The following is a 13180-nucleotide window of genomic DNA, read 5'->3' as shown; positions in this document are numbered from 1 at the left end:
CTCACGAGCACGTTCGTGCATGGCCGCCGCGACCGAGGTGGCGCGCGGCCTTCGCCGAGCGACGACGGCCACAGGGGTACCGGAAGCGAGAAGTCCGGTTCGAGCTGTTCGTGGCCGAGGCCAGCTACGTCCACGGCGGCTCCTTCCTGGATCAGCCGGTGCACGGGCACCTCCTCGGCGACCAGGTTGGTGTGCCGCAGGATCGCCTCCTCGGCCTGGTCGGTGACCGCCGCTCCCCCGGCAACCGGCCGAACGCCCCGCGCCGGATCGACGGCGATCAGGTTCTGCGCGGAGCCGGCAACAGATCGCCTACCAGCGAAGTCGCCTGATGGCGTGGAACAGGAATCATCAGACGGGCGGCATCAGATCGCTCTCGCTGATGGTGTACGTAAGCATGGGGTAGGTGAAGTCCGTCTCCTGGTTCTCACGGCGCCGCAGTTGGTAGAACTCGCGCCTCTGTTCGTCGTCGGCCGGGGTAAGGCGTGCACCGTCCGGGAAATAGGTCTGCCCGTCGCGAAACCGCACGAAGGTCTTCGACGTTCGGAAGGTCACGCCCAACCAACGGTTCTCGGCCGGATGGGAGGGCTTGTCCAATACGATCTTGTGCCTGTGTCGCCGGTTCATGTCCACGGAGAACACGACGGCACTGTTGTGGGTCAAGGGGATTTCGACATTCTCACCGCCGGACTCCTTCGATTCGACGATCAGCTTCCTCGGCGGGTTCACCTCGGGATGCTCGTAGCAGGAGAACACAGCGATGAACGACTCGTCCGCCAGGTCGATGGCCTGGTCGGAATGGCTGCCCATGGTCGTGTAGGCGTTCGTGTAGATCTCGATGAGAGCGTTGTTGAAGCCGGCAGCCGGCGCCGCACCTTCTTGGATCCGCTGGGCCAGCCACTCGTGCACCGCCCGGAAACGTTGCGCCGGAGCGCCGTATCGGGTGGTGGTGCGTACGAGTGGTACGTCACCCGTCTCGTCAACCTTGACCAGGACAGCCCCCGACCGCCCCTTTCCCACGTCTTCGAACCGCGCCGATCCGCACAGCTCACCGAAAAGATCGCGTTCGGTGGGCAAAGTGTACGAGCGGAACTCGTCCAGCGTCCTATGTTCGGGGGGCAAGGTAGTCTCCCGTGTTCATGCTGAAGAGAAACCCGTCGCCGTAATCGATGAAGGACTGGGTCTTGTTCTCCTCGGCGTACAGCTTGCGCAGCTCGTTCATGCCCTCGGGGGTGGGTGGTTCCAGCTTCGCCACATTGCCGTCTCTCTTAAGGAACGTGTGACCGTTCTTGTGAACGGCTTCGGCACTCGAACAGCGAACCACGTAGCCCAAGCGGATCGGGAGCAACTCGGCGTCCAGTGTCGACGGCCGGATTTCGTGCGTGTACAGCCGGTTGGTGGACAACGGCATGAAGAAGACGGAGTTGGGATACAGGGTGAGGGTGAACTGCTGGGGAAGCGCGGACTCGGCGCGGCCTTCGGCCGGCTCTTTGAGTCGGAAGTGGAGCTTGGTCAGGCCGCTGACACCGTTCAGACCGTGGTCGAAGGTGTCTTCGGCCAAGGGGCGCAGCTTGTCGAACCGGTCGTAGAAGGTGCAGAAGGCCATGATGCCGTTGACGGGCATGTCCTTGGTCTTGTCGGCGTGGGCCGAGATCTTGGCCTTGGACTGCTTGCGCTCGGCGCCGGCCGGGGTGTTGTGGTATATCTGCGCGAGGACGTGATTCAGCGGAGCGTGGTCCCGGAATATAGAGGCGGCCACGTGGTTCAGGGCCTCGACGATCTGCGAGTCTGTCGCAGAGAAGTTCTCGGTCGGCCCCGAGAGGTTCGTGGAGCACCGGAGCAGGCGGAAGTGCAGTTCGTCACCGACTCGCGTCACGGGGGTCAGATAGATTCCGGTGCGATGGGCCGTACCGGACTTGGTGGACTCCGTGAGGGACTGGAATGCGTGCTCCGAACAGATCCGGCTGAAGTGGTCGGAGCCGAGGCCGAAAAAGCGCCGATAGTACACGCCGACGCCGTGTACGCGGATGGGAACCTGTCCGAGGTCCACAAGCTGCCAAGGCTGGTCAGCCTCCTCGTCGTAACCGTACGAAAGCTCCCGGACAACGAACACCCGCGCGGCCGCATCGGGCTCGTAGCCGCTGATCCTGGATATGTCGCCACACAGGTACACGGTTTTCTGCCTCAAGTCGGGCGAGCCGGAGAGAAAGTCGTCCAGACTGATCACGGACCCGCAGAAATTCCGGATCAGGTCATCATCTCGCCGTAAAGCCGATGACACGACCAAGAAGTTGCTCGCATCCTCGATACGGGCAACTTTTCGTCCTGTTGTGTGCATGGAACCGTACCTGCTATTCGAATCCGCGATACGCACGATGGAGAGTTGACAATACGGTCCTACTGTATCGAACAACGTCCTCACCGACCTGGCCCATGCCGGCACCTCATCGCACACCCTGCCCGCCTACGGACGCGGCGTGTCCGATGATGTCCCGGCCGATCTCGCCCTTTGCCGACGATCATGTCCACGAGGGTGTCGCGAGGTCTTCGGCGGAGACGACACCCCACTTGGGGTCGGCGACGACGGCGAGAAACTCGGCCTGGCTGCGCTGAGCGGCACGGGCGAGCGCCGCGGAGTCGCCGGGCGCCCGACGTTGTCCACTGCCGGGCCGCGCTGGCCGACCCGGCAGTGGCCGCCCTTCCGCGGGCAGGCGTATGGTCAGCGGTCAGGCGTGATCAGTTTGAGAGCTCTTCCTTGTTCGTGTCGGACGGCAAGCCGGCGGGGCGTCAAGATCGGCTCATTGCCGGTTTCCCGCATCTCGGCTGGACCCGTTCACCGGGGCGACGTCATGAGGCCGGCGATTGCGGTGTGGACCAAGGCCTTCTCCTCGCCGGTCAGATCCATGGGGCGGTGTGTGAAGGCGTTGTCTGTGTGGACGCGGGCCTGGAGCCCCGACGCCTTGGCACCGGCGAGCAGGAGGTCGGTGAAGGCGAGCAGGAGGGAGGCCGACTCGGTGGCGGAGTCCACGTCCTGATGCTTGTCGAACTCCGCGGCGAGAGCACGCAGACCTTCCGCGAGATCCGGCTCCGGCACGGTGAGGGCTCCGGCGACCCGGCGCGCCTGCTCGGCTGACCTGTCCTCCCAGTTCGACCAGTGCCAGCCAGGCCACCCCTGCCCCACGTTCCACAGGGCACCGCGCAACGTGGAGGAGGTCCAGACACCGGCGGTCTGCTCATCGAGGTCGAGGTGGACACCGGCGACGACCTTGCCGGGGCAGGACGTGATCGTCGGCCAGGCAGAGCGGTGGTCGTCCAGGCTCCTCGCCCCGCTGCGGATGACCGATTCGGCCGAGTCTACGAGGTGGGCCCGTGTCTGACCTTGGTGGATCACGGTGACCAGCACGTCGCACCATTCTTCGCCCGCCCGTGGATCCCCAGGGCCTGTCACGGCGGCGAGGTCGGTGGCGTGGCCGACTGCCACCTTGAGCTGCTGAAGGCCGTCATAGGCCCACTCCACCCGCCAGCCGGGCCAGGTACGGGCGAGCGTCGCCAAGGCCGCGAGCCGATAGCTCTGATCGGCGCCGCAGTGACAGAACAGCAGCAGTCGCCGTTCGTCATGGTCGATCAGACATGCACCGTCGCATTCGAGCTCCCACATCCATGAGCTCACCTCACGCTGTCGGCGGGCGAACCGGGTTGCGGGTTCAGGGCCGGGCAGGAGGTCGAGTTCGAGCTGGTGGGCGCCCCACTGCGAGTAGTAGAGCCCGAGGGTGCCGTCCTGCATGGTGGCATATTGTGCGCGACTACCCATGGCCACACCGTAATTCAGATGTCACTTACTGTGAGGCTCTTTCCGCAGTCCCGCGCAGGGGACGGCCGGCGGTCTGTAACGGAACGCCCCACCTGCACGACGGCGCGCCCGGTCATGTCGGGATGCGATCGGTCGCCCGCCATGCCGTAGCCGCCGCGTTGTCGAGGAGCGTGGTGCTGATCTGCTGGCGGGAGGCGATGCCGAGCTTGGCGAAGACCTTACGCAGGTGCCATTCGACGGTGTGCGAGCCGGGCGGCTGCTGACCGCCTTCCAGGTGCAGCCCGGCCTGTTCGTCAAGCCGTACTACACCGACGACCCGCTCGGCGCCACCGGCTGGAAGCAGGGCGCCTTCACCAACCAGCCCAACATCCGGCGATCAGCCGCGAGCTGGAGCCGAGCACCTGCGGCCGCGCCGCTACGAGGGCCTGTACAAGTCGGCCGGGTACAGCTGTCCGAAGAGCAGGTGTGGCGGGGCTTCCTGTACGCGGCCTACGGCACCAACAAGGAGGACGTGCAGCTCAGCCGGGTCCCGAGCGCCGACCTCGTGCGACGGCGACCTCCATGGGCACGGTGACCGCCGGGCGGTGACGTGCGAGACACCCCGGATCTTCCGGAAAGCTGGCGGAGGCCCGCATGAGGATCTTCGGGTCCCCACACCAGGATGGTGACAGAATGTGACCATGTCGCCACCCCGAGCAAGATATTTCAATACCACCGGCCCCTGTGATCCGCAGCTTCACTACATGCTGCCCCCCGCACCACGGCTGCCCGAGGCGCGCGTGCTCATCGTGATGGACCGCTACTTCGTGCTGCACGCGCCCCGGCAGACCGGGAAGACGACCACGCTGGCTGCTCTGGCGTCCGAATTGACCGCCGAGGGCGACATCGCGGCGCTGATGTTCTCCTGCGAGGACGCCAAAACGGCCGGTGACGATGTTGCTCTCACGGAAGCGGTTCTGCTGGATACACTCCGCGAGGCTGCCGAGGGTTCGGGATGGCCCGACGAACTACTGCCGCCTGACCCCTGGCCGCAGGCCCAGGTGGGCAGCCGGTTCCGTAAGGCGCTGAGCGCGTGGTGCCGCCGCTGCCCGCGCCGGGTGGTGCTGTTCCTCGACGAGATCGACGCGCTGCAGGGCACCAGCCTGGTCAGCGTCCTCAGCCAACTCCGCCACGGCCACAACGTACGATCGGAGGGGCGTCCATTCCCCGCCTCGGTAGTGCTGTGCGGCTTGCGCGACCTGCGCGACTACAAGGTCGCCTCCGGCGGCCACCCCACACGATTCAGCCCGGCCAGCCCGTTCAACATCCTCGCTGACTCACTGCGCCTGAGCGACTTCACCACCGATCAAATTGCCGAACTGTACGACCAGCACACCCAGGCGACCGGCCAGGAGTTCACCAAGGACGCGGTGGACCGGGTCTTCGAGCTGACCCAGGGACAACCCTGGCTGGTCAACGCCCTCGCTGATGAGATCATCACCGAGATGAGGGTGACCGGGACGATCGGCGACAGGCAGGTAGAGGACGCGAAGGAGCGGCTGATCCGGGCGCGCGCCACCCACCTGGACTCCCTCGTGGCCCGGCTGCACGACCCCCAGGTCAAGCAAGTGATCGAACCGATCGTGGCCGGCACGTCGCCGGGCACGGACATCGCCTTCGACCATGCCGCCTCCTACGTACACGACCTCGGCCTCATCCGGGGGACCAGAGACCTGGAGATCGCCAACCCCATCTACCGGGAGGCCCTGCTCCGGGTGCTGGGCGACCGCACCGAGCGGTTCGTACGCGCCGACCCGCACAGCTTCGTGCTCCCCGACGGCCGGTTCGACCTGCCACGCCTGCTGGAGGAGTTCGTCGTGTTCTGGCGCGAACACGGCGAGGTCCTCATCCAGCAGGAGGGCTACCACGAAGCCGCCTGCCAGATCACCCTCATGGCCTTCCTGCACCGCCTGGTCAACGGCGGCGGCCACCTCGACCACGCTGGCCCTACCCCGGCCCCGACGGTAAACATCTGATGCAACGCGAAGCCATGGAACTCAAGGTCTGGCGACCCGGCGCGGACGACCCCGAGCCCGAGGGCCTGGCCCAGCTCGACCGCTACCTCGACCGCCTCACCCTGCCCACCGGCGTCCTGGTCATCTTCGACCGCCGCCCCGAAGCCCCACCCTGGAAGGAACGAGGCGGCTTCGAACAGGCCACCACCCCGTCCGGCCGCCAGGTCACCGTCCTGCACGTGTGAGGGGTGTCCTGGTCGGTGGCCGTGCTGTCATGCCGCCCCAGAGGCGGCGCTGGAGGCGGCCCATGGTCTTCGGTCGTAGCCGGCCGCCGACCATGATGACGTCGTGGTCGGTCTGACGGTTGAGTTCGGCGGCGATGGTCAGCGATCGGGTCACGACGGTCATCCGCTGCAGCCGGCGCATCGGCCCGACCAGATCCTCCGGCAGCGCTCCCTCGTCGAGGAACACCGTGTCGACGTCGACCATCATGGCAACCGCGGCTTCGGCGATCATCAGCCGCTCCTCGGTCTTGGCCTTGCGCCGGTGCTCCACCGGCGTCTCGTAACGGCCGATGTCCGTGGGGTAGAAAACGCCGTAGGACCGGGCGATCAGCCGCTGCGCCTCAAGCGCCCGCAGGTCCCGGCGCAGCGTCGCGGGCGAGATCGAGAACAGGTCGGCGATGTCGGAGACGACTGCGCGGCCTTCGCTCCTGACATAGCTGAGGATCCGCTGCTGACGATCGAAGGCACGGCCGTGAAAAGGACGCGCCGGGCGTGCCGACCGGAGGCGACGATCTCCGAGATGCTGATCGTGCTGCAGAAGGTGTACGCCTCCAACGCCGACCCGGGCGAGGCGCTGCGCGAGGCGACCCGGAATCTCGACCCGGCCATCCAGCGGGTGCTGCCGAAGTATCGGCGGCTGGTGGCGTCCTGACCCTGATCCTCTCGTGCCGCCGCTCCGCCGGCTGCCCGCACGAGATTCCACCGGCACGCGACAGTCTCGGCGAGAAAGGAAGATCGTGGCATTTGCCATCGTCGGACACCGCGGCGCCATGGCCGAAGCACCCGAGAACACCATCGCGTCCTACCGCGTGGCGGAGGAGGTCGGCGTCGACGAGCTGGAGACCGACGTACGGATCAGTTCCGACGGGCAGCTCTTCATGCTGCACGACGCCACCCTGGACCGGGTCGCGGCCGAGCCGGCCGGCAAGGATCTGGGCCCCGTCGCGGAGCTGACCTGGTCGGAGATCAGCTCGGTCGACGTGGGCGGGGGTGAGCGGGTGCCCACGCTGGAGCAGATGTATCAGGCGACGACGCGGCTCGTGCAGCTGGAGATCAAGGATCTGGCCGCCATCGACGGTCTGGCCGGCTTCTTCCTCCGCCATCCCGGCTACGCCGAGCGGACGATCCTGACCGGTTTCTCGGTCGAGGCGATGGCCACCGTGGCCGAGAAGCTGCCGGAGATCCCGCGGGGCATCATCGTGTCCAAGTGGACCACCGCCGAGTCCCACCCGGGCGGTTACCGGAAACTGATCGAGGACACCGGGTCCTGCCGGATCCACAGCGGCGCGGAAGGGCTGACCGCCGAAGTCGTCCGGCAGCTGCACGACGAGGGCTTCCCGGTGCATGGCTGGCCCACCCGCGACGAGGACGACCTGCGGTACTGGCTTGAGCTCGGCGTGGACGGGACGACCAGCGACGATCCCCGTACGGCGCGACGCTGGCTCGCCGAGGCCCTCCCGCGTACTGGTTGACGAGCTGCTGGCCCGGCTCGATCCCGGCATGTTCGACACCGTGCTCTGCGGCGACGAGGTGACGCGCCCGAAGCCCGATCCGGAGTCCTACCTGACGGCGGCCGCATGGCTGGGCGTCGATCCGCGCGACGGGGGTGACCACGAGGCGGTCGAAGCGCCAGCTGTGACGGGCGACCAGGTCGGCGAGTTCGACGCGGCCGGCGAGTGCGGGATCAGGGTTTCGGTGCTGGTCATGACGGCCTCCTCAATTGGTTGGACGTGTGGCCAAGGAAGAAGTCGCGGATGTCCTCGGCGAGCAGGTCCGGTACCTCCATCGCGGCGAAGTGGCCGCCGCGCTCGAACTCCGACCAGTGCCTGATGTCGTACAGCCGCTCGGCCAGCGGTCGTACCGGCTGGGTGATGTCGTGGGGGAACACCGCCACGCCGACCGGTACCGGGCACGGCTCGGTCCGCCGCGGAGTCTCGCGGGACAACCGCGCCGAGGAAGCCGCGGTGACGGTCAGCCAGTACAGCGAGATGTCGGTGAGCATGCGCTCGTCACTGATCTGCGAGCGAGGGTCCGTCCACTGTGCGAAGCGCTCGGCGATCCAGACCAGCTGGCCGACCGGCGAGTCGGTCAGCGCATAGCCGATCGTCTGCGGGGTGAGGGCCTGCAGAGCCTGGTACGGCGGACGATTCGCCATCAGCTGCCTGACCTTGTCCAGCCGGGCCTCATCGGTTTCGGACAGCTCGATGTCGGCGTCCGGGACCGGCCGGGTCGGCAGGTAGTTGACGTGTACCCCGACGACCTGCTCGGGTGCCTCCGCGCCGAGCGCCATCGAGATGCCCGCGCCGAAGTCGCCGCCCTGCGCGCCGTAGCGCTCGTAGCCGAGACGGCGCATCAGCTCGGCCCAGGCCCGCGCGACCCGGACGATATCCCAGCCGCGCTCATGGGTCGGCCCGGAGAAGCCGTAACCCGGGATGGACGGAATCACCAGGTGGAAGTCGCGCGACAGTGGCTCGATCACGTCGAGGAACTCCAGGAACGAACCGGGCCAGCCGTGGGTGAGGATGAGCGCGAGCGCGTCCGGTTTCGACGACCGGACGTGGACGAAGTGGATGTTCTGCCCCTCGATCTCGGTGGTGAAGTGCGGAAGCTCGTTGAGCTTGGCCTCGTGCTCGCGCCAGTCGTAGCCGGCGCTCCAGTATTCGACCAGTTCCTTGAGCCGCGCCAGCGGGAAGCCGTAGTCCCACCCGGCGTCGGCGACCTCGTTGGGCCAACGGGTGCGGGAGAGCCGGTCGGTCAGGTCGTCGAGGTCGGCCTGGGGGATGTCGATGCGGAACGGCTTGATCATGCTCTCAACTCCGGACGGTTCGTTCGCTGAACAAACGTTCATGTCACAAACGTTTGCTAAACGAACGATATCACGATCGTTCGTGCCTCTAACGGTTCGTTAGACTTCTCACATGGAGAACCCATCCGAGAAGACGCCTGCCAGGTGGGAGAGCCTGCCCAGCTGGCTGCTCACGCAGACCGCCGGCCACGCTCAGCGTCTGGTGGGCGACGGATTCTCGGCGGTGCAGGCGCGCGGCTACCACTACCGCCTGCTGGCGACGCTGGAGGAGTTCGGCCCGGCCAGCCAGGCCGCGCTGGGCCGCCGTAGTGGCATCCACCTCAGCGACATGGTCGCGGCGATCAACGAACTCGCCGATCGCAAACTGGTCGAGCGCGCTCCGGACCCCTCCGACCGGCGGCGCAACATCATTTCGCTGACCACCGCGGGCAAACGGCAGCTGCGGCGACTGGAGAAGCAACTGGCCGAAACCCAGGACGAGCTGCTGGCTCCGCTGTCACTGGAGGAGCGACAGCGGTTGACCCAGCTGCTGTCCGTACTGTTGGACCACCACAACCGGCGAACCGGCACCACCGAGGGGGCTCAGTAGCGTGGCCCCATGCCAGATGCACCTCAGGAGCTCCATCTCGATCACGAACGGGCCGGGTCATTCGGTGCCGCGGCGGAGCAGTACGACCGCTACCGTCTGACGTACCCACGCGAACTGATCGATGACCTGGCCGGCCCGCAGCCGACGACGGTTCTCGACGTCGGATGCGGCACCGGCAAGGCAGCCGAGGTGCTGAACGTGGGTGGGACCATCGCGCGGTCCTGGACCTCAACCGCAGTCAGCTTCTCGGCCGTAAACAGTGAACGCCCGGGGTTCCACGCCAGATCACGCTGAACGAGGGTGTCAGCGCCGCGTTCGATCCGATCTACCGCAGGTATGCGCCCGAAGTCGCACAGGTATGGCGTCCCGCGCAGAGCACGTCGCGGGTTCACGCCTCCAGTGCCGACCTGTTCGAACGTAGCTCCGTGTTCTCGCCGGTAGAGATGAGGCGCTGGTCGACGACATGCGCACGGGCCGCCCCAGGGCGGAGCTGACGGTGTCCGATGCCGAGCGGGCGGTGCTGCGGCGATGGGCGCGGCGAGCCAAGTGCGCGCAGGTCTTGGCGAGGCGCGCCGTTGCGGGAGCGGCGAGGGCGTCAGTGGCTGCCGGACAGTTCGCCGGACAAGGTGGCGTGCATCTTGGCGCTGGCCTGGTTCAGTCCGATGATCCGCACGGTCTTGCCGCGGGCGGCGTACTTGGACTCGACGGCGTCCAGGGCGGCCACGGAGGAGGCATCCCAGATGTGGGCGTCGGTCAGGTCGATGACCACGTCGCCGGGGTCTTCCGCGTAGTCGAACTGGGAGACCAGGTCGTTGCTGGAGGCGAAGAACAGCTCACCGGTGACGGCGTAGACGACCTGGCCACCATCCGGGTCGATGACGGCGGAGACCTGGGCCAGGTGGGCGACGCGGCGGGCGAAGATGATCAGGCCCGTCAGGGAGCCGACGACCACGCCGACGGCCAGGTTGTGCGTGACGACCACGACGGCGACCGTGATCACCATGACGGCGGTCTCGCCGGCGGGCAGGCGCTTGAGCGTGGAGGGGGCGACGGAGTGCCAGTCGAACGTGCCGAACGAGACCAGGATCATGACGGCGACCAGGGCTGCCATCGGGATCTGCGACACCCAGGGGCCGAAGACGATGCACAGCACCATGAGCATGACGCCGGCGGTGAAGGTGGACAGCCGGGTGCGGGCACCGTTCTTCACGTTGATCATGGTCTGACCGATCATGGCGCAGCCGCCCATGCCGCCGAAGAAGCCGGTGACGATGTTGGCGATGCCCTGGCCGATGGACTCGCGGGTCTTGGAGGAGCGGGTGTCGGTGATGTCGTCCACCAGTTTGGCGGTCATCAGCGACTCCATCAGCCCGACCAGGGCGAAGGCCAGCGCGTACGGGGCGATGAGGGTCAGGGTGTCCAGGGTGAAGGGCACGTCCGGCAGGCCGGGCACGGGCAGCGCGGACGGCAGCGCACCGCGGTCGCCCACGGTCGGCACGGCCAGCGCGGCACCGACGGTGATGGCGGTCAGCGCGGCGATGGACACCAGCGGAGCCGGGACCGCCTTGGTCAGGCGGGGGAAGAACACCATCAGCGCCAGCCCTGCGGCCACCAGCGGATACACCGTCCACGGCACGTCGACCAGTTCGGGCACCTGCGCCATGAAGATCAGGATGGCCAGGGCGTTGACGAAGCCGACCATGACGCTGCGCGGCACGAACCGCATCAGCTTGGCCACGCCGAGCGCGCCGAGCGCGACCTGGATGAGGCCGCCGAGGATGACGGTGGCGATCAGGTGGCCGAAGCCGTATTCGCGCGCCAGCGGCGCGACGACCAGCGCGATCGCGCCGGTGGCGGCCGAGATCATGGCGGGGCGGCCGCCGGCGATGGCGATGACGACCGCCATGGTGAACGAGGCGAACAGGCCGACGCTGGGGTCCACCCCGGCGATGATGGAGAACGAGATCGCCTCAGGGATGAGGGCGAGCGCGACGACCAGGCCGGACAGGATCTCGGTACGGGCCACCGAGGGTGTCAGCCAGGCCGGGCGGCCGGCCAGGGTCGCAGACGGGCGGGCGGGCACAGAGGAACTGGGCAACAGACGTCCTTCAACATGGATCGGCCCCACACGGGCCGGCGGGCAACACGCCACCAGGCACGGCGGCAGCGGGTGAGGTGGCGGCCGGGCAGAGGGCCGCGGGGCACGCTCGCGGGGCGTGCCCCGCATCAGAGGGGGCAGGCCGGGGGACGTGGGCGGGGCTACCGAGGGCGGGTCACGGCGGGAAGCAAGCGGTGGCGATCAAGGGCATGCGCGCGTCGATGTTCCTTACCGTGCGAAGAAGGGGCGCTCGGATGGCGCCGATACAGGGTCGTCGGGCCGGGGATGTGCCAAAGTGATGGGCTGCCCGGCCTGCGCCGGGACATCCGACTTGGTCCGCCCATCGACAACTCTACCCTAACGTTAAGGTAGAGATTCGGTGGGAGCGGGTGTGACGACCCGCACCGCCCTACCAGCTGAGCAGTGAGGTCGTGCAGAAGATGGACCGACCGGCGCTTTCCGCCACCGGAGACGACGTCCCGGCCTCGCCGGACGGTGGCGGAGATCACATGCACATCGGGCAGGTGGCGGCGCGAACCGGGCTGTCACTGCGGACCATCCGCCACTACGACGAGGTGGGGCTGGTGCGGCCCTCGGCGCGCAGCCAGGGCGGCTTCCGCCTCTACACCGAGGCCGACGTCGCCCGGCTGATGGTGATCCGCCGGATGAAACCGCTCGGCTTCACCCTGGAGGAGATGGGCGAGCTGCTGTCCATCACCGACCGGCTCGACGCCAGCGGCGCGACGGCCCCGGAGAGGGCCGAGCGCGAGCAGTTGCTGGCCCGGCTCGGCCACTTCGAGCAGGCCACCCGCGAGCGCTGTGAAGCCTTGCGCGCGCAGCTGAGCAAAGCCGAGGAGTTCGCCACCGACCTGCGGCGCCGCGCCGGCCGGCTGACCGGCGGCACTGCCTGACCAGCGGGCCGGGCTCGCCCGCCCTCGACACAGTCATCAATAAAGCCGGCAGAACGCCCAGGGCCGGATGAGCCATCATTCACATTCTGTCGGCCAGGATCCGGGCGAACAGGCCGGACCGGACAACGATCACACCGATTCACGCCGTGGACGCACGGCTTAGCCACTCCGCTGCCTGCTCAACGTGCAGCGCCCGGAGTCCTTTCCGCGCGCCGACGTCGATGATGCGGAACCGGTCCACGTTCTCATGGGATCTCAGATACAGCCGGTCGGCGCGTTCGAGGTCGTCATCGAACCACACGAACGGACGGCGGTTGACGTAGGCGGCGACAGGCGGAGTCTTCGGGTGGACGTGCGGTGCGCCGGGCCCAGAGTTCACCGCGATCACCGGGAGTTCGGGTAAGCCGACCAGCGGGCCAATCTCACGGTTCGCCTGATCCTCCCATGTGGTGGCCCACACCAGTTCGGCGTCCGTCTCCTGAGCGAGTTGGAGCAGCATGGGGCCGTGCTCGGGGTTCAGCACCACCGGGTAGGTGACACCGTCGCAGACGGCCTTCACGCTCAGCCAGTGCGGACCCTGCCGGTGCCAAGGGTTGAGGACGCCATCCACGTCCAACAAGATCAGAGGGTGGGGGTCTTCAGCCACGGTCGCCCATCCCTTCGGCCGCACCGCTGATCATCGATGACAGG

General features: G+C 67.5%; 15 protein-coding genes. 8 read left to right on the top strand and 7 right to left on the bottom strand.

The annotated features are described in order from the left end of the window. Positions 1 to 110 precede the first annotated feature (110 nt). Positions 111 to 329: a hypothetical protein gene (locus tag ABGA98_RS23920; RefSeq protein ID WP_347620621.1), complete on the top strand. Its 219-nt coding sequence runs from the start codon at positions 111 to 113 to the stop codon at positions 327 to 329. Between the two features lie 19 nt (positions 330 to 348). On the opposite strand, the gene ABGA98_RS23915 is transcribed toward ABGA98_RS23920, so the two are convergent. The 3 genes from ABGA98_RS23915 to ABGA98_RS23905 form a co-directional block, all read right to left on the bottom strand. Continuing rightward, positions 349 to 1074: an alpha-ketoglutarate-dependent dioxygenase AlkB gene (locus tag ABGA98_RS23915; RefSeq protein ID WP_347620620.1), complete on the bottom strand. Its 726-nt coding sequence runs from the start codon at positions 1072 to 1074 to the stop codon at positions 349 to 351. A 28-nt stretch (positions 1075 to 1102) separates the two neighbouring features. Further along, entirely contained in the window at positions 1103 to 2224 is a 1122-nt protein-coding gene (locus tag ABGA98_RS23910; protein ID WP_347620619.1) for a hypothetical protein, read from the bottom strand. A 606-nt stretch (positions 2225 to 2830) separates the two neighbouring features. Beyond that, positions 2831 to 3808: a hypothetical protein gene (locus ABGA98_RS23905; RefSeq protein WP_347620618.1), complete on the bottom strand. Its 978-nt coding sequence runs from the start codon at positions 3806 to 3808 to the stop codon at positions 2831 to 2833. A 226-nt stretch (positions 3809 to 4034) separates the two neighbouring features. Between ABGA98_RS23905 and ABGA98_RS23900 the strand changes: the two genes are divergently transcribed. The 3 genes from ABGA98_RS23900 to ABGA98_RS23890 all read left to right on the top strand — a co-directional run bounded on the left by ABGA98_RS23900 (position 4035) and on the right by ABGA98_RS23890 (position 6047). Next, entirely contained in the window at positions 4035 to 4382 is a 348-nt protein-coding gene (locus ABGA98_RS23900) for a hypothetical protein (protein ID WP_347620617.1), read from the top strand. 169 nt (positions 4383 to 4551) lie between these two features. After that, positions 4552 to 5823 carry an ATP-binding protein gene (locus ABGA98_RS23895; RefSeq protein ID WP_347620616.1) on the top strand — a complete coding sequence of 424 codons (1272 nt, stop codon included), beginning with the start codon at positions 4552 to 4554 and terminating at the stop codon, positions 5821 to 5823. After that, positions 5823 to 6047: a hypothetical protein gene (locus ABGA98_RS23890; RefSeq protein ID WP_347620615.1), complete on the top strand. Its 225-nt coding sequence runs from the start codon at positions 5823 to 5825 to the stop codon at positions 6045 to 6047. The genes ABGA98_RS23895 and ABGA98_RS23890 overlap by 1 nt, the downstream gene beginning before the upstream one ends. On the opposite strand, the gene ABGA98_RS23885 is transcribed toward ABGA98_RS23890, so the two are convergent. Further along, positions 6028 to 6837 carry a DeoR/GlpR family DNA-binding transcription regulator gene (locus tag ABGA98_RS23885; RefSeq protein WP_347620614.1) on the bottom strand — a complete coding sequence of 270 codons (810 nt, stop codon included), beginning with the start codon at positions 6835 to 6837 and terminating at the stop codon, positions 6028 to 6030. The two genes, ABGA98_RS23890 and ABGA98_RS23885, sit on opposite strands and share 20 nt — an antisense overlap. Between ABGA98_RS23885 and ABGA98_RS23880 the strand changes: the two genes are divergently transcribed. Continuing rightward, entirely contained in the window at positions 6824 to 7558 is a 735-nt protein-coding gene (locus ABGA98_RS23880; RefSeq protein WP_347620613.1) for a glycerophosphodiester phosphodiesterase family protein, read from the top strand. The two genes, ABGA98_RS23885 and ABGA98_RS23880, sit on opposite strands and share 14 nt — an antisense overlap. A 230-nt stretch (positions 7559 to 7788) precedes the next feature. Here the strand turns inward: ABGA98_RS23880 and ABGA98_RS23875 are convergent, their stop codons facing one another. Continuing rightward, entirely contained in the window at positions 7789 to 8892 is a 1104-nt protein-coding gene (locus ABGA98_RS23875; protein WP_347620612.1) for an epoxide hydrolase family protein, read from the bottom strand. A 112-nt stretch (positions 8893 to 9004) separates the two neighbouring features. Here ABGA98_RS23875 and ABGA98_RS23870 point away from each other — a divergent pair, with 112 nt between their 5' ends. Then, positions 9005 to 9481, top strand: a complete 477-nt coding sequence (locus ABGA98_RS23870) for a MarR family transcriptional regulator (RefSeq protein ID WP_347620611.1) — start codon at positions 9005 to 9007, stop codon at positions 9479 to 9481. 9 nt (positions 9482 to 9490) lie between these two features. Next, a complete protein-coding gene (locus ABGA98_RS23865) occupies positions 9491 to 9775 on the top strand; it encodes a hypothetical protein (RefSeq protein ID WP_347620610.1) in 285 nt (94 codons plus the stop codon). Positions 9776 to 10076: 301 nt separating this feature from the next. On the opposite strand, the gene ABGA98_RS23860 is transcribed toward ABGA98_RS23865, so the two are convergent. Next, positions 10077 to 11540: a SulP family inorganic anion transporter gene (locus tag ABGA98_RS23860; RefSeq protein WP_347620882.1), complete on the bottom strand. Its 1464-nt coding sequence runs from the start codon at positions 11538 to 11540 to the stop codon at positions 10077 to 10079. Between the two features lie 548 nt (positions 11541 to 12088). Here ABGA98_RS23860 and ABGA98_RS23855 point away from each other — a divergent pair. Beyond that, a complete protein-coding gene (locus ABGA98_RS23855; RefSeq protein ID WP_347620609.1) occupies positions 12089 to 12490 on the top strand; it encodes a MerR family transcriptional regulator in 402 nt (133 codons plus the stop codon). A gap of 139 nt (positions 12491 to 12629) precedes the next feature. On the opposite strand, the gene ABGA98_RS23850 is transcribed toward ABGA98_RS23855, so the two are convergent. Then, positions 12630 to 13136, bottom strand: coding sequence for an HAD domain-containing protein (locus ABGA98_RS23850; protein WP_347620608.1), 507 nt, complete (start codon positions 13134 to 13136; stop codon positions 12630 to 12632). Positions 13137 to 13180 lie beyond the last annotated feature (44 nt).

Origin of the sequence: Nonomuraea sp. B1E8 (assembly GCF_039871515.1) — a bacterium.
Taxonomy (GTDB): Bacteria; Actinomycetota; Actinomycetes; order Streptosporangiales; family Streptosporangiaceae; genus Nonomuraea.
Note: the sequence above shows the minus strand (reverse complement) of the source record. Positions and strands in the feature narration are given on the sequence as shown.

What these genes read in the sequence shown, in the direction of transcription:
- ABGA98_RS23905 (WP_347620618.1), bottom strand. Translation starts at nt 3,808, where the DNA reads ATGGGTAGTCGCGCACAATATGCCACCATGCAGGACGGCACCCTCGGG.
- ABGA98_RS23895 (WP_347620616.1), top strand. Translation starts at nt 4,552, where the DNA reads ATGCTGCCCCCCGCACCACGGCTGCCCGAGGCGCGCGTGCTCATCGTG.
- ABGA98_RS23885 (WP_347620614.1), bottom strand. Translation starts at nt 6,837, where the DNA reads ATGGCAAATGCCACGATCTTCCTTTCTCGCCGAGACTGTCGCGTGCCG.
- ABGA98_RS23870 (WP_347620611.1), top strand. Translation starts at nt 9,005, where the DNA reads ATGGAGAACCCATCCGAGAAGACGCCTGCCAGGTGGGAGAGCCTGCCC.
- ABGA98_RS23855 (WP_347620609.1), top strand. Translation starts at nt 12,089, where the DNA reads ATGCACATCGGGCAGGTGGCGGCGCGAACCGGGCTGTCACTGCGGACC.
- ABGA98_RS23875 (WP_347620612.1), bottom strand. Translation starts at nt 8,892, where the DNA reads ATGATCAAGCCGTTCCGCATCGACATCCCCCAGGCCGACCTCGACGAC.
- ABGA98_RS23890 (WP_347620615.1), top strand. Translation starts at nt 5,823, where the DNA reads ATGCAACGCGAAGCCATGGAACTCAAGGTCTGGCGACCCGGCGCGGAC.
- ABGA98_RS23865 (WP_347620610.1), top strand. Translation starts at nt 9,491, where the DNA reads ATGCCAGATGCACCTCAGGAGCTCCATCTCGATCACGAACGGGCCGGG.